General features: G+C 69.5%; 25 protein-coding genes. 13 read left to right on the forward strand and 12 right to left on the reverse strand.

Annotation, left to right across the window (positions count from 1 at the left end; genetic code table 11):
• Positions 1-3: 3 nt before the first annotated feature.
• On the reverse strand, positions 4-747 hold the full coding sequence (locus ABZU72_RS09830) for an ABC transporter permease (RefSeq protein WP_355018671.1): 744 nt from the start codon (positions 745-747) through the stop codon (positions 4-6).
• Positions 744-1,691, reverse strand: a complete 948-nt coding sequence (locus ABZU72_RS09835; protein WP_355018672.1) for an ABC transporter ATP-binding protein — start codon at positions 1,689-1,691, stop codon at positions 744-746. The genes ABZU72_RS09830 and ABZU72_RS09835 overlap by 4 nt, the downstream gene beginning before the upstream one ends.
• Before the next feature lie 90 nt (positions 1,692-1,781).
• Between ABZU72_RS09835 and ABZU72_RS09840 the strand changes: the two genes are divergently transcribed.
• Complete coding sequence (locus ABZU72_RS09840) at positions 1,782-2,729, forward strand: pyridoxal-phosphate dependent enzyme (RefSeq protein ID WP_355018673.1); 948 nt, start codon at positions 1,782-1,784, stop codon at positions 2,727-2,729.
• A 138-nt stretch (positions 2,730-2,867) separates the two neighbouring features.
• On the opposite strand, the gene ABZU72_RS09845 is transcribed toward ABZU72_RS09840, so the two are convergent.
• From ABZU72_RS09845 to ABZU72_RS09860, 4 genes are all read right to left on the reverse strand, one after another.
• Positions 2,868-3,212 carry a hypothetical protein gene (locus ABZU72_RS09845; protein WP_355018674.1) on the reverse strand — a complete coding sequence of 115 codons (345 nt, stop codon included), beginning with the start codon at positions 3,210-3,212 and terminating at the stop codon, positions 2,868-2,870.
• 30 nt (positions 3,213-3,242) lie between these two features.
• Positions 3,243-4,466 carry an FAD-dependent monooxygenase gene (locus tag ABZU72_RS09850; RefSeq protein WP_355018675.1) on the reverse strand — a complete coding sequence of 408 codons (1,224 nt, stop codon included), beginning with the start codon at positions 4,464-4,466 and terminating at the stop codon, positions 3,243-3,245.
• 75 nt (positions 4,467-4,541) lie between these two features.
• Positions 4,542-5,588, reverse strand: a complete 1,047-nt coding sequence (locus ABZU72_RS09855; RefSeq protein ID WP_355018676.1) for an alkaline phosphatase family protein — start codon at positions 5,586-5,588, stop codon at positions 4,542-4,544.
• A 42-nt stretch (positions 5,589-5,630) separates the two neighbouring features.
• A complete protein-coding gene (locus ABZU72_RS09860; protein ID WP_355018677.1) occupies positions 5,631-6,629 on the reverse strand; it encodes an alkaline phosphatase family protein in 999 nt (332 codons plus the stop codon).
• 118 nt (positions 6,630-6,747) lie between these two features.
• Between ABZU72_RS09860 and murI the strand changes: the two genes are divergently transcribed.
• The gene (gene murI / locus ABZU72_RS09865; protein WP_160024693.1) at positions 6,748-7,605 is read left to right on the forward strand and encodes a glutamate racemase; all 858 of its coding nucleotides are present in this window, start codon (positions 6,748-6,750) and stop codon (positions 7,603-7,605) included.
• Positions 7,602-8,372, forward strand: a complete 771-nt coding sequence (locus ABZU72_RS09870) for an MBL fold metallo-hydrolase (RefSeq protein WP_355018678.1) — start codon at positions 7,602-7,604, stop codon at positions 8,370-8,372. Before murI ends, ABZU72_RS09870 begins: the two co-directional genes overlap by 4 nt.
• A 117-nt stretch (positions 8,373-8,489) precedes the next feature.
• Here ABZU72_RS09870 and ABZU72_RS09875 read toward each other — a convergent pair whose 3' ends face one another.
• Both ABZU72_RS09875 and ABZU72_RS09880 read right to left on the reverse strand, forming a co-directional pair.
• Positions 8,490-9,176: a response regulator transcription factor gene (locus ABZU72_RS09875; RefSeq protein ID WP_355018679.1), complete on the reverse strand. Its 687-nt coding sequence runs from the start codon at positions 9,174-9,176 to the stop codon at positions 8,490-8,492.
• Positions 9,173-10,333 carry a histidine kinase gene (locus ABZU72_RS09880; protein WP_355018680.1) on the reverse strand — a complete coding sequence of 387 codons (1,161 nt, stop codon included), beginning with the start codon at positions 10,331-10,333 and terminating at the stop codon, positions 9,173-9,175. Before ABZU72_RS09880 ends, ABZU72_RS09875 begins: the two co-directional genes overlap by 4 nt.
• 132 nt (positions 10,334-10,465) lie before the next feature.
• On the opposite strand from ABZU72_RS09880, the gene ABZU72_RS09885 reads away from it, so the two are divergent.
• The 6 genes from ABZU72_RS09885 (at position 10,466) to ABZU72_RS09910 (ending at position 15,198) form a co-directional block, all read left to right on the forward strand.
• Positions 10,466-11,395 (forward strand): ATP-binding cassette domain-containing protein, encoded by a 930-nt coding sequence (locus ABZU72_RS09885; protein ID WP_355018681.1) that lies wholly within the window; start codon positions 10,466-10,468, stop codon positions 11,393-11,395.
• A complete protein-coding gene (locus ABZU72_RS09890) occupies positions 11,392-12,228 on the forward strand; it encodes a hypothetical protein (protein WP_355018682.1) in 837 nt (278 codons plus the stop codon). The genes ABZU72_RS09885 and ABZU72_RS09890 overlap by 4 nt, the downstream gene beginning before the upstream one ends.
• Positions 12,229-12,301: 73 nt before the next feature.
• Positions 12,302-13,090, forward strand: a complete 789-nt coding sequence (locus ABZU72_RS09895) for an SGNH/GDSL hydrolase family protein (RefSeq protein ID WP_355018683.1) — start codon at positions 12,302-12,304, stop codon at positions 13,088-13,090.
• Between the two features lie 9 nt (positions 13,091-13,099).
• A complete protein-coding gene (gene rph / locus ABZU72_RS09900) occupies positions 13,100-13,807 on the forward strand; it encodes a ribonuclease PH (protein WP_355018684.1) in 708 nt (235 codons plus the stop codon).
• Positions 13,797-14,411 (forward strand): RdgB/HAM1 family non-canonical purine NTP pyrophosphatase, encoded by a 615-nt coding sequence (rdgB, locus tag ABZU72_RS09905; protein WP_355018685.1) that lies wholly within the window; start codon positions 13,797-13,799, stop codon positions 14,409-14,411. Before rph ends, rdgB begins: the two co-directional genes overlap by 11 nt.
• 19 nt (positions 14,412-14,430) lie before the next feature.
• Complete coding sequence (locus ABZU72_RS09910; protein ID WP_355018686.1) at positions 14,431-15,198, forward strand: 2-phosphosulfolactate phosphatase; 768 nt, start codon at positions 14,431-14,433, stop codon at positions 15,196-15,198.
• On the opposite strand, the gene ABZU72_RS09915 is transcribed toward ABZU72_RS09910, so the two are convergent.
• The 3 genes from ABZU72_RS09915 to cls are packed head-to-tail and all read right to left on the reverse strand — an operon-like array spanning position 15,182 to position 17,885.
• The gene (locus ABZU72_RS09915; RefSeq protein WP_355018687.1) at positions 15,182-15,916 is read right to left on the reverse strand and encodes a cytochrome c biogenesis protein CcdA; all 735 of its coding nucleotides are present in this window, start codon (positions 15,914-15,916) and stop codon (positions 15,182-15,184) included. The genes ABZU72_RS09910 and ABZU72_RS09915 overlap by 17 nt on opposite strands.
• The gene (locus ABZU72_RS09920; RefSeq protein WP_355018688.1) at positions 15,913-16,392 is read right to left on the reverse strand and encodes a thioredoxin family protein; all 480 of its coding nucleotides are present in this window, start codon (positions 16,390-16,392) and stop codon (positions 15,913-15,915) included. Before ABZU72_RS09920 ends, ABZU72_RS09915 begins: the two co-directional genes overlap by 4 nt.
• A gap of 44 nt (positions 16,393-16,436) precedes the next feature.
• A complete protein-coding gene (gene cls, locus ABZU72_RS09925) occupies positions 16,437-17,885 on the reverse strand; it encodes a cardiolipin synthase (RefSeq protein ID WP_355018689.1) in 1,449 nt (482 codons plus the stop codon).
• 45 nt (positions 17,886-17,930) lie between these two features.
• Between cls and ABZU72_RS09930 the strand changes: the two genes are divergently transcribed.
• Genes ABZU72_RS09930 through ABZU72_RS09940 form a run of 3 tightly spaced genes read left to right on the forward strand, consistent with a single transcriptional unit; the run spans position 17,931 to position 20,041 of the window.
• Complete coding sequence (locus ABZU72_RS09930; protein WP_355018690.1) at positions 17,931-18,809, forward strand: alpha/beta hydrolase; 879 nt, start codon at positions 17,931-17,933, stop codon at positions 18,807-18,809.
• Positions 18,806-19,450, forward strand: a complete 645-nt coding sequence (locus ABZU72_RS09935) for a methyltransferase domain-containing protein (protein ID WP_355018691.1) — start codon at positions 18,806-18,808, stop codon at positions 19,448-19,450. Before ABZU72_RS09930 ends, ABZU72_RS09935 begins: the two co-directional genes overlap by 4 nt.
• A gap of 18 nt (positions 19,451-19,468) precedes the next feature.
• A complete protein-coding gene (locus ABZU72_RS09940; RefSeq protein ID WP_355018692.1) occupies positions 19,469-20,041 on the forward strand; it encodes a hypothetical protein in 573 nt (190 codons plus the stop codon).
• A 10-nt stretch (positions 20,042-20,051) separates the two neighbouring features.
• On the opposite strand, the gene ABZU72_RS09945 is transcribed toward ABZU72_RS09940, so the two are convergent.
• Entirely contained in the window at positions 20,052-21,290 is a 1,239-nt protein-coding gene (locus tag ABZU72_RS09945; RefSeq protein ID WP_355018693.1) for an inositol monophosphatase family protein, read from the reverse strand.
• Between the two features lie 421 nt (positions 21,291-21,711).
• Between ABZU72_RS09945 and ABZU72_RS09950 the strand changes: the two genes are divergently transcribed.
• Positions 21,712-22,853: DUF222 domain-containing protein (locus tag ABZU72_RS09950; protein WP_355018694.1), on the forward strand; the 1,142-nt coding region annotated here is incomplete at its 3' end.

Below are 22,853 nucleotides of genomic sequence, written 5' to 3' on the forward strand. Positions count from 1 at the left end.
TTCTCATTGCCAGCGGAAGGCGCGCACGGCAACCAGGTAGAGCACGACCGCCCATCCGCCCATCACCGCCAGATCCACCAGCTGCGGGAAGGCGCCCCCTGCGGCGTCGTTGAGCGCGTTCGAGGCCGCGCCGTAGGGCGTGAACGAGAGGATGTCGCGCGCTGTGCCGCTGAAGTACTCGATCGGGACGTAGACCCCTGCGGTGAACATCGAGGGGAAGAAGACCACCATCCCCACGACCTGCCCGGTCTTCGCGTTGGGCGAGACCGCGGTGATGGCGGCGCCGATCCCGAGCGAGACGGCCAGCGCCAGGACATACGCGACCACGTACCCGACCAGGGACTCCGGTAGCGGGGTCCCGAAGACCACCCTGCCGAGGGCGACCGCGATGACCGTGGAGGCGGCGACCGCGGCGGCGTGCACCAGCACCTGGCCCAGCAGGATCGAGGCGGGGCGGGCGGGGGTGGTGCCGAGCCGCCGCAGGACTCCGGTCTCGCGGTAGCCGGTCAGTGTCTGCGGCATCGTCATGATCGAGGCCATGATCATCGAGAGCAGCACGGCGACAGGCACATAGACGTCGATCAGCGCGCGGCCACCGTAGTCGGGGTTGGGTTCGCGGAAGGCCGGGATGGCTCCGAGCACCACGAGGATCAGGCTCGGGAACAGGACGATCCAGAAGAGGGCGAGCCGATCCCGGGTGAAGAGCCGGGACTCCGTACGAATCACGGCAACGGTCGGGCTGGTCATCGGAGCGCCTCCTGGCGAGTGTCTGTGTCGGTCGCGGTCTCGGTGAGGTCGAGGTAGGCGGCGTCAAGGCTTCCAGCGGCGACCCGGAGCCGCTGCGGGGCCACGCCCTGCGTACGCAGCACCTCGACGACCGCGAGCGCGACCCCTTCGGCGCCCTCGACGGTGATGGTGCCGTTCTCGCTGCGCGCGGCGGTGACTCCGTCGAGGTCGCGCAGGGAGGCCAAGTCGATCGCGACCGAGGTCTCGAAGGTGGTGATCGTGGCGGCGGAGGCGGAGTCGATGAGCCCCGCCGGGGTGTCCAGCGCCCGGATCCGGCCGGCGTCGACGATGGCGATCCGGTCGCAGAGGGTCTGCGCCTCCTCCATCGAGTGGGTGACGAGCAGGACAGTCACACCCCGGTCGCGTACGTCCCGGACCAGGTCCCACACCTCACGGCGGGCCCGCGGGTCCAGGCCGGTGGTGAGCTCGTCGAGCACGACGACCCGCGGCCGGCCGATCAGTGCCAGGGCGATCGAGAGCCGCTGCTGCTGGCCGCCGGAGAGGTTCTCGAACCGCTGTCGCAGGTGTCCGCCGAGGCCGAGCCGCTCGGCCAGCGGCGCCCACGGCTCCGGGTCGGGGTAGAAGGCGCTCCACAGCTCCAGCGCCTCCTGGACGGTGATCTTCGGCTGCAGCTTCGCCTCCTGGAGCTGTACGCCGAGCACCTCCGTCACCGCAGCGCGGTCGGCCCACGGGTCGATGCCGTGGACCCGGATCCGGCCGCGGTCGCCGACCCGCAGGCCGGCGATCGACTCGACGGTCGTGCTCTTGCCGGCCCCGTTGGGGCCGAGGATGCCGAAGATCTCGCCTTCGTGGACGCTCAGGCTGATCTCGTCGACCGCCACCTTGTCGCCATAGGTCTTGCGCAGGCCGTCCACGACGACCGCTGGTTCTCGTTCCTGATGCATACCCGGAGCCTGTCGTGATCCGCGGTCTCACGGATCGGGCGATCGGCGCGAGTGGGCATCAGACGATCGGTTGATGCGACGATGGACCCCATGCGCTACGACAACCTGCTGGCGTCGGTCGGGGGCACCCCGTTGGTGGGGCTGCCCCGCCTCTCGCCCTCTCCCGACGTACGTCTGTGGGCCAAGCTCGAGGACCGGAACCCCACCGGCTCGATCAAGGACCGCCCGGCTCTTCGCATGGTCGAGGAGGCCGAGAAGGACGGCAGGCTCCGCCCGGGCTGCACGATCCTGGAGCCGACCTCCGGCAACACCGGGATCTCGCTGGCGATGGCGGCCAAGCTCAAGGGCTACCGGATCGTGTGCGTGATGCCCGAGAACACCTCCGAGGAGCGGCGCCAGCTGCTGCGGATGTGGGGCGCCGAGATCGTCTCCTCGCCCGCCGCAGGTGGCTCCAACGAGGCTGTCCGGGTCGCCAAGCGCCTCGCCGCCGAGCACCCCGACTGGGAGATGCTCTACCAGTACGGCAACGCCGCCAACGCGCGCGCCCACGAGGAGGGCACCGGCCCCGAGATCCTCGCCGACCTCCCCGCGATCACCCACTTCGTCGCCGGACTGGGCACGACCGGCACGCTCATGGGCGTCGGCCGCTTCTTCCGCGCCGCCAAGCCGGAGGTACGCATCGTGGCCGCCGAGCCGCGCTACGGCGAGCTCGTCTACGGCCTGCGCAACCTCGACGAGGGCTTCGTCCCCGAGCTCTACGACGCGTCCCTGATCGACGCCCGCTTCTCGGTCGGCCCCCGTGACGCCGTACGCCGCGTCCGCGAGCTCCTCGAGCTCGAGGGCATCTTCGCAGGCATCTCCACCGGCGCCATCCTCCACGCCGCCCTCGCCCAGGCCGCCAAGTCCCTCAAGGCCGGCGAGAAGGCCGACATCGCCTTCGTCGTCGCCGACGGCGGCTGGAAGTACCTCTCCACCGGGGCCTACGAAGGCACCATCGACGACGCCGAGGAAGGCCTCGAGGGTCAGCTCTGGGCCTGACCGCCCCCGTTGGTCGAGCCGCGAGCGCCAGCGAGCGTGTCGAGACCAACACAGCCGTTCGAGCGGCCAGGGGACTGTGTTGGTCTCGACACGGATTCGCTCGTACCTCGCCAATCCGGCTCGACCACCGGTGGCGCCTCAGCGGCAGAAGGCGTAGACGACGAGGCCGTGGTCCTCGCCGGAGAACACCTGGTCGAGGGCCTTGCCGGTGAGGTGGGCGTCGACGTAGCGCGGGGCGGGGCCGGTGGCGACGATGGCGTGGCCGGGGAGCCTGCCGGTCATGTCGCGCGGGGCCTCGGCGCTCCAGCAGTCGTGCTTCTCGATGAGGGCGGCGGGGCTGCCGGGGGCCATCGGGCGCCCCGACCAGACGCCGCCTGCCTCGGGCTCGGCGCCGAGCTGCACCAGCGCTACGGCGATGGCCGATGCGTACATCGCCCAGATGCCGAGCGCCAGGAACCCCTTGCGTCCGAGGAAGGCTCTCACTCCTGGACAACGCGGCAGCGGGCCTGGGAGTTACGGGCGGTGGCCGGGCTCGGCCACGTCGTGATCGTGGATCCAGGCGAGATGACGGTCGTACGCATCGCCTGACCCGAGTCGCTTGTTGCGGGCCTGCGCGCGGGGACCGTCGGGGAGGTGGAGGACGTCGGCGGCGGCCAGCGAGGCGATCTGGATGCGGCGGGTGCGGTCGCGACGGCGTACCTCGTAGGTCGTGGTGGCGCGGTCCCAGTCGTCGGTGGCGAGGCAGTCGGCGAGGACGATCGCGTCCTCGATCGCCTGGGCGGCACCCTGGCCGTGGTGGGGGACCATCAGGTGAGCGGCGTCGCCGAGCAGCGTGATCCGGCCGCGCGACCAGGTGACCAGGGGAGGGCGGTGGAAGAGAGCCCAGTGCTCCGAGCACGGTGCCGCGGAGATCATCTGGACCACGGCCGGATGCCAGCCGGCGTACGCATGGACATGCTCGTCCGGGTCGGCCGGCCAGGACCACGAGTCCGCTGCCCAGGGGCCGAGCTGCCGTTTGACCAGCAGGAACGCGTGGTCGCCATTGCCGACCGGGTGATGCATCAGATGGCCGTCGGCGCCCGTCCACACCTGCACCCGGCCAGGGTCGGGGAGCAGGGTGAGCTGCGAGCGCGGGACGATCCCACGCCAGGCGATGCAGCCGGAGAACTGGGCGTCGTCGTAGCCGACGACGTGCTCGCGCAGCATCGACCCCGGGCCGTCGGCGCCGATGACCAGGTCGGCCTCGACCGACTCGCCGCCGGCGAACTCCAGGGTCACGGGGCCGTCGCCGGGGTCGGTGAGATCGACCAGGCGGTGGCCGAGGTGGAGCCCCTCGGTGCCGAACGCCTCGCTCAGGAGCGCGTGCAGGTCGGCGTGATCGATGCCGTAGCACGGAGCCCCGGCGCGGTCGGCATACTCCGCGGCGGAGAGCACCCGGCCGATCGCGGCGCCGGTGTGGCCGTCGCGCCAGACCCAGCCGTCGGCGGTCGCCGCCGCCTCACCGAGATCGGGCTCTAGCCCGATGCGCTCCAGGAGCCTGGTCGCGTTGGCCGGTAGCAGCACGGCGTCGCCGGCCGGGCGCGGATCGGTCGCGGCCTCGTACACCTCGACATCAATGCCCCGGCGGCGCAGCTCGACGGCGAGGGTCAGGCCGCCGATGCCGGCGCCGATGATCGTGACCCGCCGGGCACGACGATCCCTGCGTAAAGCTGCCCGAGCCATCCGGGTGACTGACATCGCACGCTCCTTGGGGAGGTTACGTTCGAAACGTACCTCAGGGGCGTGTGTGCTCGTGGACGGTTACGGCAAACATCATTTGACGTCGAGCGTCTGCTTCTTGCCGATGTCGCTGGTCCCGATGGGGCCGAGGCCGAGGAGATCCAGGGCCAGGTTGCCGAGGTCGGCGTTGCGTACGGGCTGAGGGCCTTCGTAGTCGGGCCGGTCCTTGCCGGGGTCGCGGTAGTCGTCGGCGTTGAGCTCGTAGAGGTCCTTGTCGGCGCCGGCGTCCGGCCCCCACACGATGAACGGGATCCGGTAGTTCTCGTAGACCTTCTCGGAGTGGTTGGTGATTCCCGGCTTGAAGCCGTGGTCGGCGGTGAGGATGACGTCGAGCTCCTTGGTCAGCCCGGGATCGGCGTCGATGACGTCGAGGAACTCACCGACCTGGGCGTCGGACTCCTCGACGGCCTCCAGATACTCCGGCGACATCCCGCCCGAGGCGTGCCCGGCGGCGTCGGGAAGGGACAGATGTACGAAGGTGAGGTCGCGCCGCTCGTCTGCGAGGTCCTCGGCGGCTTCCGGGACCAGCTCGTCGTGGTCGTCGATCGGCACGTAGAGGTCGATGTCGTCCTCCCAGGCCCGCTGCCACAGCTCGAACTTCTGCTTCGTCACGAAGACCCCGGTGCTGAGCCCGGCCTCGTGGGCGACGGTGAACACCGAGTCCTCGTTCTTCGAGATCGACTTCGACGGGTCGCCGACGTTCCAGGTGACCCCGTGGCCGCCGTCGTCGGCGTTGATCGGGTCGCTGGTGACCATGCCGGTGTGGTTGGGCAGGGTGATGTTCTTCTCGTAGGCGGTGCGGGCGTTGAGCGTCGAGGCGCCCTCGTCGATCAGCCGGTGGATGTTGGGCGTGTTCGCCGGTCCGAGCTTGGCCAGCGCATCCGGATTGAGCCCGTCGATCGAGATCGCGAGCACCTTGCGCTCGACCTGGGTCGGCTCACGCTCCGCACGGTCGCGAGCGTCGCTCTTGTCGCCGCTGTCGCCACCGCCGCCGTTCCGGTCGGGAAGGGCGGTGAACGCCACGACGAGCACCACGACGACGAAGATGCCGAGGGAGACGAGAGGGAAGAGGCGACGCACCGGCACACCCTAAGTGAACCCGATGGCACCCCGGGCGAACGCTCAGCGAATGTCTAGTGACTGAGTTGAGTTCAGCGTGCTGCCGGGGATCGGGCCCAGGCCGAGCAGGTCCAGGGCCAGATTGCCGAGGTCGCCGTTGCGGATCGGCTGCCTGCCGGCGTACGTCGGCCGGGTCGTCCCCGGCGCGAGGTAGTCGGGGTTGAGCCGGTACAGCGAGGCACCGCGGGCGACCTGGGGACCCCACACGACGAACGGGATCCGGTAGTTGGAGTAGAGGTGGGCGCCGTGGTCCCTGGCGGCAGCCTTGAAGCCGTGGTCGGCGGTGAGGATGACGTACGTCGACCGCTTCAGCGTCATCGAGGAGTCGATCGCCTTCAGCAGCTTGCCGATGCGGGCATCGGTGCGGATCACCGAGGCGCGGTAGGCAGCGCTCATCCCGCCGTCGCGGTGACCGTAGTGGTCGGGGGAGCCCAGGTGGACGAAGGTGAAGGCACGCTCGTTGGTCGCCAGGTCGGCAGCCGCCCGGCTGACAAGGTCGGCGTCGCTGTCGACCACGAACCGGTCGATCGAGGGCCAGGAGCGGTCGAAGATGCCGAACTTCGACTTCGACGCGAACAGGGCACTGCTCCGGCCGGTGCGCTCGACCTGGCTGAAGACCGATGAGACCGGGTGGCCGGCGGCCTCCTGCACCGTCATCCAGCGGCGGTCGTCGTTCCAGGTGACCCCGTGGCCGTGCGCGGACCGGGTGATCCGGCGGCCGGTGACCATCGAGGTGTGGTTGGGCAGGGTGACGTTCTGCTCGTACTCGCTGCGCGCCTGGCGGGTCGAGGCGCCGCCACGCATCAGCCGGTAGATGTTGGGCAGGTTGTTCGGGCCGAGCTTCTCGACCGCGGTCACGCTGAGGCCGTCGACGGAGATCGCCAGCACTCGCGTCGTGGTCACCGCCTGCGCCGACCGCCCCGGCAGCTCGACGACCGCGAAGGTGAGGCCCAACAGGGTGATCAGGACCATCAGCACCAGCGAGCGCCGAGAAATCGTCATAACCGGACGTTAACAACACTGATCCGGCCCGCTCATGAACGTGAGATGGATCTCGGGTATGTGTCGAGTGACCCCCAGCACTGCGAAGTTGCGCTGTTTGGGCCTAGCCTTGACGATCGTGCAGTCCGTCTCGTCCCTGGGTTCGCCCTCGCCCCTGGGTTCAGCCCAGCCCGACCGCGACGCCCCGATCGGGATCTTCGACTCGGGCTTCGGTGGTCTCACCGTGGCGCGGTCGGTGATCGACCAGCTCGCCCACGAGTCGATCCTGTACGTCGGCGACACCGCCCGCGCGCCCTACGGGCCCAAGCCGATCGCCGAGGTGCGCGAGTACGCCCTGGAGTGCCTCGACCATCTCGTCGCCCAAGGCGTGAAGGCGCTGGTCATCGCGTGCAACTCGGCCTCGGCCGCGATGCTGCGTGATGCCCGGGAGCGCTACAAGCCGCTGCCCGTCGTCGAGGTCATCCTGCCGGCGACCCGCCGCGCCGTCGCGGCATCCCGCACCGGCCGGATCGGAGTCATCTGCACCCACGCGACCGCCGAGTCGATGGCGTACGACGACGCCTTCGCCGCGGCTCCGCACGTCTCGCTGCACACCCAGGCGTGCCCCCAGTTCGTCCCGTTCGTCGAGGCCGGCATCACCGGCGGCGACGAGCTCCTGGCCGCCGCGCACGAGTATCTGGACCCGCTGACCAGCGCCGGAGTCGACACGCTGATCCTCGGGTGCACCCACTATCCGCTTCTGACTGGTGTGATCTCTTATGTGATGGGCGACAACGTGACGCTGGTCAGCAGTGCCGAGGAGTCGGCGAAGGACGTCTACCGCGTCCTGGCCGAGCATGACCTGATGCGCGAGGGCGGCGAGCCGACCTACACGTTCCTGACCACCGGCAACCCCGCCGAGTTCAAGGCGATCGGTGCCCGGTTCCTCGGTCCGGAGCTCGCCGCCGCCCAGCAGTTCGCCGGGGGGATGGGATGACCTCCGGGATGCGGCTGACCGTCATCGGATGCTCGGGCTCCTATCCCGGACCCGACAGCCCCGCCTCCTGCTATCTCGTCGAGGCCGACGACGAGGCCGGACGTACGTGGCGGATCGTGCTCGACATGGGCAACGGTGCGCTCGGAGTCCTGCAGCGCTACATCGACCCGCTGCTGATCGACGCCGTCCTGCTCTCGCACCTGCACGCTGACCACTGCGTCGACATGACCTCCTACTACGTCCTCCGCAAGTGGCACCCGACCGGCCCGCAGCCGCCGATCCCGGTCTACGGCCCCAAGGGCACCGGCCGGCGCCTGGCGAAGGCCTACGACCTGCCCAAGCGCCCCGGGATGCGCGAGGAGTTCGCGTTCTCGACCTACACCGGGCCGATCCATCTCGGTCCTTTTCGGATCATCCCGACGGCCGTGGAGCACCCGGTCGATGCGTACGGACTCCGGATCGAGGCGCACGGCAAGGTCATCGCCTACAGCGGTGACACCGCCGAGACCGAGGCGCTGCTCGACATCGCCACCGACGCCGACCTGTTCGTCTGCGAGGCCGCCTTTCGCGACGGCGTCGACAACCCGCCCGGCGTGCACATCACCGGCGTCCACGCGGGGGAGTACGCCACCAAGGCTCATGTGAAGAAGCTGGTCGTCACTCACGTCCCGCCCTGGCATGACTCCGCCGACGCCCTCCGCGAGGCGCGGTCGGCGTACGAGGGGCCGACGGAGCTGGCGGCTACCGGGGCTGTGTACGAGGTTTGAGCTCGTGCAGGGATACCCGGTTAACCGGGTATCCCTGCACTTCTCAGGCGTTGCAACACCCGAGAAGTGCAGGAAAACCCCGAGCGGTGTGACGCAAGTGGTCGGTGAGGCGAGCGCTCAGACCAGGCCGGCGTCGTGCACGGTGATCGCGATCTGGACGCGGTTGGTGGCGCCGAGCTTGTCGAAGAGGCGCGAGACGTGCGCCTTGACGGTCGGGATCGAGAGGTAGAGCTCCTTGGCGATCTCGGCGTTGCTCAGCCCGCGCCCGACCGCGAGGGCGACCTCGTGCTCGCGGTCGGTGAGCGCCTCGAGCCGGCGGCTGGCGGCAGCGGCGCGCTCGCCGGTCGGCTCGGCGCGGAGCCGGGTGATCAGGGTGCGGGTGGCCTTGGGGGAGAGGATCGGCTCGCCGGAGGCGACCGCGCGGATCGCCGCGACGATCTCGGGCGGGGGCGTGTCCTTGAGGAGGAACCCGTCGGCGCCGGCGGCGAGGGCGTCGACGACGTACTCGTCGGCACCGAAGGTGGTCAGCACGATGACCCTCGGTGACCGTGACTCGGTGAGTACCCGGCGGGTCGCTTCGAGCCCGTTGATCCGGGGCATCCGGATGTCCATCAGCACCACGTCAGGGGCGGAGGTACGCACCAGAGCGAGCGCCTCCTGCCCGTCGGTCGCCTCACCGACGACCTCGATGTCGGCCTGACCGCCGAGCATCAGCCCGAGGGCCGAACGCACGAGCGGGTCGTCGTCGACGATCCCCACCTTGATCTTCACCGGACGCTCTGGGTTGGTCCCTGGGCTGCTCACTGGCCCCACGGTAGCCATGCTTCGAGGATGAAGACATCCTTTTCCGTACGGTGCGCGAGCCGTCCGCCCGCGAGGTCGACGCGCTCGGTCAGCCCGATCAGGCCAAGGCCGGCCCCGGGAGTGTTGGAGTCGAAGCCGAGCCGGTTGCGCAGCAACACCTCGATCCCGTGCTCCTCCGAGCCCTGCAGGGACACCTTCAGGGCCGCCCCGGGCGCATGCTTGCGGGCGTTGGTGATGCCCTCCTGCACGACCCGGTAGATCGACCGGCCGACCGCCTCCGGCGGCGAGCCCTCGACATCGTCCTCGAAGGTGATGTTCATGCCGCCCGCCCGGGCCTCCTCGACGAGGCGGCCGAGGTCGGCGTACGTCGGCTGGGGCGCGGTCTCGGGATCCTCGCCGTTGCCGCGCAGCACGCCGAGGACGGTCCGGAGGTCGTCAAGCGCCCGGTGGGCGCCGTCGCGGATGGTGCCCACCTCGCCCCGGACCTCGTCGGCGGAGAGGTCCTCGCGGTAGGCGAGCGCGCCGGCCTGCATGGAGATGTGGGAGATGCGGTGGGCGAGCACGTCGTGCATCTCGCGGGCGATCCGTCGGCGCTCGGTCTCGCGGGCCTGGGAGACGCGCAGTGCCTGCTCGGCCTCGGCGGTCTCGGCGCGGAGCCGGAGCGTTGCGATCAGCTCACGGCGGGAGCCGATGTACATGCCCCAGGCGACCATCGCGGCGATGATCAACACGTTGGCGCCGAGGTTGAAGCCCCACAACGGGATGCCAGGGATCTCCTCCGCGGGGGTGGTCTCCATCACCGCGAACCAGAACATGCCTGCGGCGACGTTGAGCAGGGAGATCGGGATGATCTCGCGCCAGCGGCGCCGAGTCGCCAGCGAGACCAAGGCGAGGCTTGACGCCCCGGCGGAGAGGATCGAGAACGCCCCGGCGACGACTGTGAACGTGGCGATCGCCACCGGCCAGCGGCGGCGCCAGAAGACCAGGACCATGGAGAGGACGCCGAGGCTGAGATCGAGCAGGAAGCGCCACTCCGGCCATCCATCGGTGCTGGAGACCAAGCCAACGGCGCTGATCCCCAGCGCAAGGAGATACCGCCACACGTGCCCCCACAGGCTCAGGCGTGGCTGATAGGCCTCGGGTGACGGTTGCTGCACGGCATACACGTTAGTGAACCGAAGCCTGACGGACCCGATGCCGTGGTCGCGACCGGCCAATACTTTCGTCGGGTTGCAGGTCATCCGTATGTCCGATGCAGTCTGCGCCGGAGGCACGGCAGGATGTACGTCATGATCAAAGTCGAAGGACTGACGAGGGTCTATGGGACCTTCACCGCGGTCGACGACGTGTCGTTCACCGCCGAGGCCGGCAAAGTCACCGGCTTCCTCGGCCCGAACGGCGCGGGCAAGTCGACCTCCATGCGCATCATGGTCGGACTGACCAACCCCACCAGGGGTCGGGCAACGATCAACGGCAGTCTCTATGCCGACCTCCCCAACCCGGGCCGCCACGTCGGCGTGCTGCTCGACGCCAGCGCCCAGCACGACGGCCGCACCGGCCGCGAGGTGCTCACGCTCGCCGCGATGACGATGGGCCTGCCCAAGTCTCGCGTCGACGAGATGCTCGAGCTGGTCTCGCTGACGCCGTCGGAGGCGAAGCGCCGGATCAAGAACTACTCGCTGGGCATGAAGCAGCGTCTCGGCATCGCGCACGCGCTGATCGGTGACCCCAAGGTGCTGATCCTGGACGAGCCGGCCAACGGCCTGGACCCGGCGGGTATCCGCTGGATGCGTGGCCTGCTGAAGGAGTACGCCGACCGCGGCGGCACCGTCCTGCTCTCCTCCCACCTGCTGCACGAGGTCGAGCAGATCGCCGACGAGCTGATCCTCATCGGCAACGGCCGCATCGTGGCCGAGGGCACCAAGGACGCCATCCTCGCCGGCCAGGGCACCGCCGGCCAGTCTCTGGTCACCTCCCTGGACAACGAGGCGCTCACCGTTGCGCTGAAGGCCAAGGGCTACAGCGTCGAGCCGGTCGGCACCGGCATGCGCGTCTCCGCCGCCCCGGCAGAGGTGGGCAAGGCCGCTCTGGAGGCCAACGTCGTGCTCACCGACCTGCGTGACGGCGGCGCCGGGCTCGAGGACATCTTCCTGCAGCTCACCGCCGCAACCCAGCGCGAGCAAGTCGCGCCCATCCAGGCCGAAGGAGCCTCCGCATGAGTGCCGTATCCGTAGCGCCCTCCACCCCGCTCCCGACGGCCACCAAGGTGCCGTTCGGCCGCCTGGTGCTGGTCGAGTGGCGCAAGATGACCGACACGCGTGCCGGACGGGTCATGCTGATGATCACCGGTGGGCTGATCGCCCTGGTCGCGGGAATCATCCTGCTCGTCACGGCGCTGTCCGACATGGCCGCGTTGCCCGCATCGACCTGGATGAGCGCCCTCTCGTTCCCGGTCTCGCTCCTGGTGCCGGTGCTGGCGATCATGATCGTGACCCAGGAGTGGGGCCAGCGCACCCATATGGTCACCTTCACCCTCGAGCCCAGCCGGCTCAAGGTCATCTTCGCGAAGCTGGTCGCGGTCTTCGTCCTGGGCATCGTGACCATGGCCATCGCGGTCGGCATCGGTGCGATCGGGACGGTGGCGGGAGCCGCGATCGCCGGTTCCGAGGCGAACTGGAACGTGAGCGGTGAGGCGCTCGCGTGGACCCTGGCGACGCAGATCCTCTACCTGCTCATGGGCTTCGGGTTCGCGATGCTGCTGCTCAACACCCCGGCCGCACTGGTCATCTACTACGGCTACACGCTGATCCTGGAGGCGTCCGTCTTCAGTGCCCTCTACTTCATCTTCGACTGGGCCCAGAACATCTTCCCCTGGATCTCCATGCAGGTGGCGATGATGCCCTACATCGCGGAGAACGAGATGAGGGCAGCCGGAATGGCCGTCGAGGACGGAGCGCTCGGGTTCGCCAGGCTGGCCACCTCGATCACCCTGTGGGTCGGGCTGCCGCTGGTGCTCGGCACGATGCGGGTTCTCAAGTCCGAGCTCAAGTAGTTCATCGGACTGTTCGCGACACGACACGCGGGGGTGGGTGCTTCGGCACCCACCCCCGTCACCGTTGTGAGACGTGGGCACCTACCTGCGTTATGCGGCGCTGGGCGACAGCGCCACCGTTGGCCTCGGCGACCCGGTCACTGAGGGTTGGCGAGGATGGGCCCGGCTTCTCGCCGAGGCTCTGGGACAGACGTACGACATCTCCTTCTGCAACAGCGCGGTGATCGGGGCGACCTCGACCGTGGTGGTCGAGCAGCAGCTCGCCGATGCGGTGGCGCACCGGCCCGACGTGGCCTCGCTGATCGTCGGCGTCAACGACGTGATGCGGTCCGGCTGGGACACCGAGCGTCTCCGCAACGACCTGATGACCTGCGCCGACGCGCTCGCGGGCCAGGGTGCGCTGCTGATGACGGCGCGCTTCCACGACCACTCGGTGATGTGGCCGATGCCGGGCTGGATGAAGCGGTCGATCCAGCGGCGTACGGCCGATCTCAACGCCATCTGGGACGAGGTCCATGCCACCTACGGTGGGCTGCGGCTGGACCTGGGTGCGGTTCCCGACCTGCACGAGCGGAGGTTCTGGGCCGCCGACCGGCTGCATCCCTCCGAGCTCGGCCACCGGAGGATGGCCCGTGCGTTCGGCGAGCAGCTGGTGACGTACGGCCTCACCTTCGAGCCGCCGAGCCTCGAGCCGGCCGGCGGGCTGCCGACGACCTGGCGGCAGGACCTGGCCTGGATGGCCGGTGAGGGAGTGCCGTGGATGGGGCGGCGGGCGCGGGATCTGGGGCCCTGGGTGGTGCGCCGGGCCTGGGCGCGACCGGTTCGACCCAGTGGTGAGCAGAGCCGGGAGAGCGTTGCATAGGGTGGTCCCGTGACCACACGAGCTGACGGGCGCGCCGACGACGAGCTGCGCCCCATCAAGATCACCCGCAACTGGCTCGACCACGCGGCCGGTTCCGTCCTCATCGAGTTCGGCAAGACCCGCGTCCTGTGCGCCGCCTCGGCCTCCGAGGGCGTGCCGCGCTGGCGCAAGGGCTCCGGGCTGGGCTGGGTGACGGCGGAGTACGCCATGCTGCCGGCCTCGACCCACGAGCGCTCCTCGCGCGAGTCGGTGAAGGGCAAGATCGGCGGACGTACGCACGAGATCTCCCGGCTCATCGGGCGCTCGCTGCGCGCGGTGATCGACTACAAGGCCCTGGGCGAGAACACGATCAACATCGACTGCGACGTGCTGCAGGCCGACGGCGGGACGCGTACGGCAGCCATCACCGGCGCCTATGTCGCGCTGTCCGACGCGGTGGCCTCGCTGGGCGTGCAGAAGGCACTGACCGGCTCCGTCGCTGCGATCTCGGTCGGGATCATCGACGGTGTACCGCGCCTCGACCTTCCCTACGAGGAGGACGTCCGCGCCGAGACCGACATGAACATCGTGATGACCGGCGAGGGCAAGTTCGTCGAGGTGCAGGGCACCGCCGAGGGCGTCGCCTTCGACCGCGCCGAGCTCGACGCCCTGCTGGCGCTGGGCGAGAAGGGCTGCGCCGACCTGACCAAGCTGCAGGAGGCCGCACTTGCCGGCTGAGCCGAAGATCCACGTCGCCTCGCGCAACGCCAAGAAGCTGGAGGAGATGTTCCGGATCCTCTCGCCGCTGGTGCCCGGGGTCTCGGTCGTCGGCCTCGACGACGTCACCCACTACGACGAGCCGGTCGAGGACGCGCCGACGTTCGAGGGCAACGCGCTGATCAAGGCGCGGGCCGGGTTCGCGGCCACCGGTCTGCCGACCGTCGCGGACGACTCGGGTCTCTGCGTCGACGCGCTCAACGGGATGCCCGGGGTGCTCTCGGCGCGTTGGGGCGGCCCACCCAAGTCCGACGAGCGCAACAACGAGCTGCTCCTGGCTCAGCTCTCCGACGTCCCCGACGAGCGCCGCGGTGCCCACTTCGCCTGCGCGATCGCCTTCGTCTGGGACGGTGGCGAGATCGTCGTCGAGGGCCGCATGGACGGTCGGATCATCCGCGAGGTCCGCGGTGACGGCGGCTTCGGCTACGACGTCCTGTTCGTCGCGGTCGACACCGAGGACGGGCGTACGTCTGCCGAGCTGTCGATCGAGGAGAAGGACGCCATCTCCCACCGTGGTCGCGCCCTGCGCGAGATCTCCCCGCAGATCGCCGCCGCACTCGGCTAGGGGTCACTAGCCTCGGCGGGTGACCACCTTCGACGCGCAGCACCGTCAGCACGCCTACCGGTTCCGGCTCGACTGGGGGCCGGTGGGCGCCGAGGCGATCGGGCCGGTGGACACCGCCGTCGTGGTGGACGTGCTCTCGTTCACCACGACGCTGACGGTCGCCGTCGAGCGCGGGATCGAGGTGTTCCCGTTCCGGTGGCGGGACGACCGGGCGGAGGCGTACGCACGCGAGCACGACGCCGTTCTCGCGGTGCAACGTCAGGACGCGGTGCCGGGCCGGCCCTCGCTCTCTCCCGCATCGCTGCGCCGGGCCGAGGGCGTCCGGCGGCTCGTGCTGCCCTCGCCCAACGGGTCGACGATCAGCACCCTGCTCGCCGACGGCGGTGCCAAGGTCGTCGGTGCCTCGCTCCGCAACCGGACCGCGGTCGCCGAGTGGCTCGCTCCTCGCTGCGTTGACGGCGCGAGCGTCGCCTTCATCGCGTCGGGGGAGCGCTGGCCGGACGGCACACTCCGCCCCGCGGTCGAGGATCTCTGGGGAGCCGGCGCCGTCCTGGACGTCCTGGACCCAGACGAGCTCTCGCCTGAGGCCGCCATGGCGCGCGACGCCTTCCGTGCGGCCGATCTTCCGGACGCGCTCCATGCCTGCGCCGGTGGCCGGGAGCTGACCGCCAAGGGCTACGCCGACGACGTGATGGTGGCCGCCGAGGTCGACGGCTCGTCGGTGGTGCCCCTCCTGAGCGGCCGGTCGTTCATGTCAGCCACCGACCGGCTCACTGATCCGTGGTGAGCCGGCCCTCCAGGCCGATCTGCCAGTCGAAGAGCCCCCGCTCCACGAGCAGCGTGAGCAGGGCCTTGTCCAGCCCGGTCGCGATCGCGACCCCGATGAGCACCAGGACGACGCCGAGCACCTTGTGGAAGGCGCCCTCGGGGTCGATCGCCCACCTGAGCCGGGCGATCAGCGCCCGCCCACCCGCCATGACCGCGGCGAGCAGGAGAGTGAGACCGGCGACGTACGCGAGCAGGTAGCCGAGCCCGCGCAGCGGCTCAGCCGGAAGGATGGCGGCCACGATCAAGGCGTACGTCGGGCTGCAGGCGCTGAAGACCGGCCCCATGCTCGCGCCCAGGAGGATGTCGCCGCCGATCCCGCGACGGGTGCTCGCCCGGGCCATACGTTCCTGGGCGCGCGATCCGAGCCCGAGCCGGAACGCCACCGCGTCCCACAGCCGTGGCCAGATCATCACGACACCGAAGAGCGCCACGATCACACCGGAGACGACGCTCCAGAACCGTGGCGGGACGTCGATCAAGAGGGTCGTCGACTTGAGCACGATGCTGAACACGATGACGGAGACGCCGAGCGCGGCCACCGCCACCCACGGCCGGCGCTCGCCGGTCCCGCGGGACAGGCTGTACCCACGGGAGAATATGGCCGGCACGAACGCCACCACGCACGGGGCGAGCACCGAGAGCGCTCCGGCGAGGAACGACGCGAGCAGCAGCGTCACTGGGTGTTCTCGAGGATGGCGCCGACCGACTTGTCCTGGCCGTAGCCAGACCAGAGCTTGACGGTCTCGCCGGCGGGGTCGACGCGTACGAAGGTCGACTGGATCGTCACCCCGTGCTGCTTGCGCAGGTCGGTCGCGGAGTCGTAGTCGACCTTCAGGATCTGGGCCTTGTCAGGCACCTCGCCGCTCTTGATCGCCTCCTCGAACCCGCGGCACTCGGGGCACCAGGGCGCGTGGAAGAAGAGGATCGTGTCGGTGTAGCACTCATCGGCGACGGCCGCCTCGGAGTAGTCGGCGTAGCGTCCCGTTGCCTCGCAGGAGGGGGACGGATCGTTCCCGGCGGCGGGCGAGCTGGGCGGCACGCTCGCGCTGGTGGTCGGCGATGCGGAGTCATCGGCGGTCTCCGCCGAGCCGCAGCCCACGGTCACCGCGCAGAGGATGGTCAACAGGGCCAGGATTCGGGTGCTCACGGGCATGGGTTCGGAGCGTACGTCCCCCCGGACTGGTGTGTGCATCGACCTCATTGAAGAGCGGCGGTGAGGCGCAGCACGTTGTCGACGTAAGCCGCGATCTTCGGCCGCGCGAGCCACTCCTCGAGCAGCAGCTCGCGCGAGATGGCCCGGTAGCTGTCCTCGACCTTCCGCAGCTGTGCCACCGGTTCGCCGTCGAAGAGCATCAGCGAGATCTCGTAGTTGAGGGCGAAGGAGCGCATGTCCATGTTGCTCGATCCGAGCACGGCGACCTCGTCGTCGATGCTGAAGTGCTTGGAGTGCAGGACGGCGGGCTTGGGGTAGAGATAGATGCGGACACCGGCCTCCAGCAGCGCCTCGTAGTAGGAGCGCTGGGCGTGGTAGACCATGAACTGGTCCTTGCCCTCGCTGACGAAGAGCTCCACCTCGACGCCACGGCGGGCGGCCGTGGTCACGGCGTACAGCAGCGACTCGTCCGGCACGAAGTAGGGGCTGGTGATCGAGATCCGCTTCTTGGCGGCGTACATGAGATGGGTGAACGCGCGCAGGTTGTTCTCGGCGTCGACACCTGGCCCGCTGGGCACGATCTGGCCGGTCACGTCGCCGGCGCGCGGCGCGGTGGCGGCCAGCTCGGACCGCAGCAGCTCCCCGGTCTCGGTGTCCCAGTCGCTGGCGAACACGACGTTCAGCGCAGTCACCAGCGGACCCTCGATCCGTGCGTTCAGCTCGACCCACTCGCGGCCGGCCCGGTGGTTCTTGGGCTTGTTGTAGCCGGGCTCGATGAGGTTCTGCGAGCCCGTGAACGCGACCCGGCCGTCGACCACCAGGAGCTTGCGGTGGTTGCGCAGGTCGGGGCGGCGGATCTGGCCGCGGAGGGGGTCGATCGGCAGCAGCGGGTGCCAGTCGATGTCGGAGGCGTCGAGCCGCTTCACGAGCTTGCGCCAGACCGGGATGCCGCGCGAGCCGAGGTGGTCGAGGAGGAGCCGGACGCTCACCCCACGCGCCGCGGCCCGGTCCAGGGCGTCGAAGAACGGCTCGGTCATGTGGTCGCAGGCGGTGATGTAGAACTGCGCATGCACGTACGACTCGGCCTCGTCCACCGCGGCCGTCATCGCCTCGATCGAGGCGGCATAGTCGTCGATCAGATCGATCCGGTTCCCCGACCTGGCAGGCAGTGAGCCGAGCCGTTCGTTCAGCTCGATCGTGGCCGCGTCGACCTCGGAGATCGTCGTCTGGTGCGGCGTTCTCGGCAGTCCGCGGACGTACTCGGACACCTCGTCGTTCAGGGCTCGCTGGCGGGCGTGTCGCCGGCGATCCAGCCGGGTCTGACCGAGCAGCAGGTAGCCGATCAGGCCGATTCCCGGGATGAAGAAGATGGCCAGCAGCCACGCCATCGCGCTGGCCGGACGCCGGTTCTTCGGCACGACTCCGAGCGCGATGACCTTGACCAGCAGGTCGATGATGTAGATCGAGGTCCCCATGACCCCCGCCACTGTCATGCGCATCAGCATGCACCACCGCCACTCGTGTGGGAATCTTCTGACATGGTTCGACTCTTCCCTGCCGCCCGCCGTGCCATCGCTGCCGAGGAGGCCTCGCCGCCGGTCTGGGAGGTCGACGTCTCCGCTCAGCGGGACCAGGCCCGCAAGCTGGCCGCAGCTGAGGCGAAGGAGGAGGTCGCGGAGGTGGCCGGGATCGACGCCGACGGGGTTCCGTGCCGGCTCTACACCCCCGAGGACGTACGCGAGGGGGTGATCGTCCACCTCCACGGCGGTGGCTTCGTCTTCAACGACGTCGAGGTCCACGACGCCGCGTGCCGGCGGCTCGCCAACCGGAGCGGGCTGCGGGTGCTGTCGGTCGATTACCGCAGGCCTCCGGAGCACCCCTATCCCGCGGCTCCCGACGACGTCGACACGGTCGTCAAGTGGCTGGGCAACGACCCGCTGCTGAGCACGTTGCCGGCGTACGTCCACGGTGACAGCGCCGGCGGCAACCTCGCCCTCGTCGCGGCGCTGCGCAACCCGGGCGTCTTCGGCGCGATGGTGCTCGTCTACCCGTTCCTCGACCCGTCGATGAGCACCCCGGGCTACGCGATGGTGGATGGCTGGAACGAGGAGGCGGCGTGGTACTGGAAGCAGTACGCCTCGACCGAGGCCGATCTCCGCAATCCTGACCTCGGCCCCTATCTCGCCTCTGAACAGGAGCTTCGCGGCCTGCCGCCGACGCTGATCGTCAGCGCCGAGGGCGACATCCTCACCGATGAGAACGAGGACTTCGCGCTCCGGTTGGCCGACCTCGGCGTCGAGGTGGTCGCCTTCCGTGCGGTCGGCCAGATCCACGGCTTCTGGCGCCACGGCCAGACCTTCCCGGCCGCGGAATCGGTGATGGCGATGACTGCTGCCTTCTTTCGGGGACGTCAGTGACGGAGCCCTACGACGTCACCGAGACCCGGGCTGCCTACGACACCGTCTCCAAGGCGTACGCCGAGATCGTCGACCCTACGATCACCGAGACCTCCTTCGACGCCGGTGTCCTCGACACCTTCGTCAGCTACGTACGCAAGGACGGTGGCGGGCTGGTCGGCGACATCGGCTGCGGGCCCGGGCGGGTGACGGCCTATCTGGCCGAGCGGGGGATCGACGTCTTCGGGGTCGATCTGTCGACGGGCATGATCGCGCAGGCCAAGGAACGGCATCCGGCGCTCCGGTTCGAGGTCGGCGACATGGCTCGTCTCCCGCTCCGCGACGGTGAGCTCGCGGGGGTGCTGGCTTGGTACTCGCTCATCCACACCCCGCCTGCGCGCCGGCCCGAGGTCATCGCCGAGCTCGCCCGGGTCACCCGCCGCGGCGGCCGGTTCGTGACCGCGTTCCAGGTCGGGGACGAGCACGTACGCCACATCGGCGCCTACGGCCACGACGTCACCTTCGACGGCTACCGGCTCCCGGTCGAGGCGACCAGCGCCCTGCTCGAGGAGGCGGGTTTCGAGGTCACCGCGACGGTCGTGCGCTCCGCCGAGGACTGGGAGCGGACGCCGCAGGCCTATCTCGTCGCGCGACGTCGCTGACGACGATAGGTTGCGCGCATGACGCAGCAGCCCTACCACGTCCCCCGCTTCTTCCTCCGCCAGAAGGTCACGCCTTTCACCAACAAGTACGTCGCCCAGGCCGCCAACGCCGACGGCTCCGAGGGGCAGGTGCTCGCCTTCGCGCAGCAGAAGCGGCTGGCGTTCAAGGAGCAGGTGACCTTCTACGCCGACGAGTCGAAATCGCAGGCCGTCTTCGCGTTCAAGGCGCGTGCGGTGATGGACCTCAACGCCGGCTACGACGTCACCGACCCGAGCGGTGCGGCGCTCGGCTTCTTCCGCAAGGACTTCGGCAAGAGCCTGCTCCGCTCGACGTTCCAGGTCGAGGGCCCCGGCTACGCCGGCACCGGTCAGGAGCGCAACCAGCTCGTCGCCATCCTGCGCCGCTTCACCGAGTTCGACTTCATGCCGATCCACTTCGACTACGTGTCCTCCGAGGGCCAGCCGCTGATCTCGATCGAGCGCCGCTTCGCCTTCCGTGACAAGTACACGGTCACCGTCCACGACCCGCGCGTCGACTTCCGGGTCGCCGCAGCCCTCGCGGTCGCGATGGATGCGCTGATGCAGCGCTGAGCCGCTCGGCTCAGGCTGGGCTCGTCCGGTCCGGGTCCGCCGCTGCCAGGTGCGGGCGGACCAGGTCCAGCAGCAGTTGGTGGGTCGCCGCGTCGGCCGCGGCGATCATCCCGCGGCCGGTGTGGATCGGGTCGCCGTTGAGGTCGGTGACGACGCAGCCGGCGGCCTGGCACAGCGCGATGCCGGCGGTGAAGTGAACGCTTCCCTCGAGGTGGCCATCGGTGACGTACGCCGCCCGCCGCCCGGCCGCCACCCAGGCGACCGCGAGGGTGGAGGACATCACGCGCGGGCCGAACTGGGCCCGCAGGCGCGGGTCGGCGACGAGCTGCCCGCCGACGAACGGCCGGTCGAGCGGGCCGTCGCACTGGATGTCGACGAGCCGGGTGCGCGGGCTCGGGGTCAGGACGGTGTCGCCGCCTCCCTGGCGTAACCAGGCGGAAGTGGCGTCGGTCCAGAAGATCTCCTCGCTGATCGGGTCCGCCGAGACCGCCGTCTTCACGCCGTCGGGTGTCACGAGCGCGACGTTCACCGCGGCGAGCGGGGTCTGCGCGGCGTAGTTGAGGGTCCCGCAGAGCGGGTCGACCAACCATCGCCGCTCGCTGTCGCCGCTGCGCCCGGTCTCCTCGCCCTCGAAGGCATCCTCCGGCCGGTACGTCGCGATCGTCTCCCGGATCGCCTTCTCCGAGGCGATGTCCGCCTCGGTCGCGAAGTCTGTAGGGGACTTGTCGAAGTGGCTCAGGTCGGTGCCGTACATCTCCCTGACGACCGCCGCCCCTGCCGTAGCCGCCGCGATAGCGACGGCCTGGTCTGGGAACGCCGCCCGGAACGCGTCGATCGCCGGATCGGGGGACTCCTCCGGCTCGTCGCCGATGAACACCGCCACCACCTCGGCCTCGGGATCCTCGGTCAGCGCCGGCAGGATCCTGTCGCGCCAGCTCCGTACGTTGGGGTGGTCATAGTCGAGGTACGCCTCCGCCGGCGAGATCAGCTCGATTGCCTGCTCGAGCTCCTCTCGGGTCAGCCGGTACGCCGCGGTTCCGCGCTTGTGTCCGACGACTGTCGCGATCACCACCGCCGGGAGGCGGTGGCCGTAGGCGTTGACCAGGGGGAAATGCTCTGGCTTGTGGTCGGGTGCTGTCGATGGGCGGAGGCCGACGCCGTGGGCGTTCGGGGGCGTCCAGCCGTCGATCGCTGACTCGAACCTTGATCTTGCCGCGAGGATCTCGTCCATCGTTGTCCACTGGTCCACGCTGGGGGAATCTATCGGTGCGGTTGTCTCTTGGGGGAGTGCTTTTCGGCTGTTGCTTCGGGGTTGGGGTGGGCCGCCGACCCGTTCTTTGAGGGTCTCTCGATCTGGACCGGCGTCAAGGACGCCCTTCGGGCGCCGGCTTCGCCGGCCGCTTCGCGGTCCTGGACTCCGGACCAGATCGAGAAAATATTGGCTGGCTATCGGGGCGGCGGCCGGGGTGTGGCGCAGCGGAATCTTGCTTGGGTGAGGTGAGGTTGATGGGGCGGGAGGGTGGCCCTTCGGGCCACTTATCATCCACAGATGCTAGGCCGTTCGCTCACCGCGAAAACAGTGGTTGACCTGGGGAAATAGATGGCCAGAGAAGGGCTGGAGGCGTAGAATCAGCCCCATCACAACACCTCTTTGAAGTGGAGGGACGGCGATGAGTCTCGGCCGCGAGATCGACCCGTGGGGCACCAACCTCGGCGACTTGATCGACGCTGCCTTGAAGGCCATCGAGACCGCCCTCCAAGACCTGTTGGCCACCGACCCCGCCTACTGGCGCACCGGGCAGAAGAAGGACCTGCTGGCACGGCTGGAGAAGCTGCAGGCTCAGCAGGCTGCGTTGAAACTTCGCGTGCTGGCCACGGCTGGTGATATCGCCGAAGAGACTGGCGCGAAGGACGCCTCGGGGTGGATGCGGACCGAGCTCTTGGTCGACAAGGGCGTCGCTCGTTCCCAGGTCAAGCTTGCCGCCGGGGTCGCGAAGTACGACCTCGTCGCCACCGGCCTTGCCGAGGGTGTCGTGTCCCAGGACAAGGCACGGGTGATCACCCGAGCCCTCGATGCCATCGAGACCGACCCCGCCGCCAGCGCCGAGGACCTGGTCCTGGCCGAGAAGCTGTTGGTCGACTACGCGACCCGGTTGACGGCGAACGAGTTGAAGATCGTGGGGCGCCGGATCCTCGCCGAGATCGACCCTGAGCGGTTCGAGGCTGCTGAGGCCAAAGCCCTCCATCAGGAAGAAGAGCGCGCCCAACGGCGCACCTTCTTCTCCTCCCGCGACAACGGCGACGGCACCATCGACATCCACGCCCGCGTCTCCCGTGCCGTCGGAATGCGGCTGCGCACCCAGTTGGACTCCCTGGCCCAGCCCCGGAAGCTGTCCGCCGAGGACAAGGGCCGCAAAGCCCCCTACGACCGGCTGTTGGGTCAGGCCTTCGCCCGCGTCATCGAGACCTACGACGTCGACCAACTCCCCAGGCACGGCGGCCACGGGACCACGATGTTCATCACCATGAACGTCGAGGACCTCCGCAACGACCTCGGCACCGCAGCCCTAGGCTTCGACGGCGAGCAGATCACCGCCGCCGAGGCCCGCCGGATGGCCTGCAACGCAGACCTCGTCCCGGTGGTGTTGGGCACGGACTCCGAGATCCTCGACTTCGGCAGGACGGCTCGGTTGGCGTATCCGATCCAACACCGCGCACTCCGGCTACGAGACAAGTGCTGCCAAGCCGAAGACTGCGACGCCCCAGCAGCCTGGACCGAAGCCCACCACCTCAAACCCTGGTCCGAAGGCGG

This window comes from Nocardioides sp. NPDC004968 (genome assembly GCF_040608935.1).
In the GTDB taxonomy this organism is placed as follows: domain Bacteria; phylum Actinomycetota; class Actinomycetes; order Propionibacteriales; family Nocardioidaceae; genus Nocardioides.

Bases quoted from the DNA above. Each gene is read 5' to 3' on its own strand.
- ABZU72_RS09830 (WP_355018671.1), bottom strand. From the start codon at position 747: ATGACCAGCCCGACCGTTGCCGTGATTCGTACGGAGTCCCGGCTCTTC.
- ABZU72_RS09940 (WP_355018692.1), top strand. From the start codon at position 19,469: ATGACGCAGCAGCCCTACCACGTCCCCCGCTTCTTCCTCCGCCAGAAG.
- cls (WP_355018689.1), bottom strand. From the start codon at position 17,885: ATGACAGTGGCGGGGGTCATGGGGACCTCGATCTACATCATCGACCTG.
- ABZU72_RS09885 (WP_355018681.1), top strand. From the start codon at position 10,466: ATGATCAAAGTCGAAGGACTGACGAGGGTCTATGGGACCTTCACCGCG.
- ABZU72_RS09930 (WP_355018690.1), top strand. From the start codon at position 17,931: ATGGTTCGACTCTTCCCTGCCGCCCGCCGTGCCATCGCTGCCGAGGAG.
- ABZU72_RS09920 (WP_355018688.1), bottom strand. From the start codon at position 16,392: ATGCCCGTGAGCACCCGAATCCTGGCCCTGTTGACCATCCTCTGCGCG.
- ABZU72_RS09870 (WP_355018678.1), top strand. From the start codon at position 7,602: ATGACCTCCGGGATGCGGCTGACCGTCATCGGATGCTCGGGCTCCTAT.
- ABZU72_RS09835 (WP_355018672.1), bottom strand. From the start codon at position 1,691: ATGCATCAGGAACGAGAACCAGCGGTCGTCGTGGACGGCCTGCGCAAG.
- ABZU72_RS09850 (WP_355018675.1), bottom strand. From the start codon at position 4,466: ATGTCAGTCACCCGGATGGCTCGGGCAGCTTTACGCAGGGATCGTCGT.
- ABZU72_RS09860 (WP_355018677.1), bottom strand. From the start codon at position 6,629: ATGACGATTTCTCGGCGCTCGCTGGTGCTGATGGTCCTGATCACCCTG.
- ABZU72_RS09840 (WP_355018673.1), top strand. From the start codon at position 1,782: ATGCGCTACGACAACCTGCTGGCGTCGGTCGGGGGCACCCCGTTGGTG.
- ABZU72_RS09890 (WP_355018682.1), top strand. From the start codon at position 11,392: ATGAGTGCCGTATCCGTAGCGCCCTCCACCCCGCTCCCGACGGCCACC.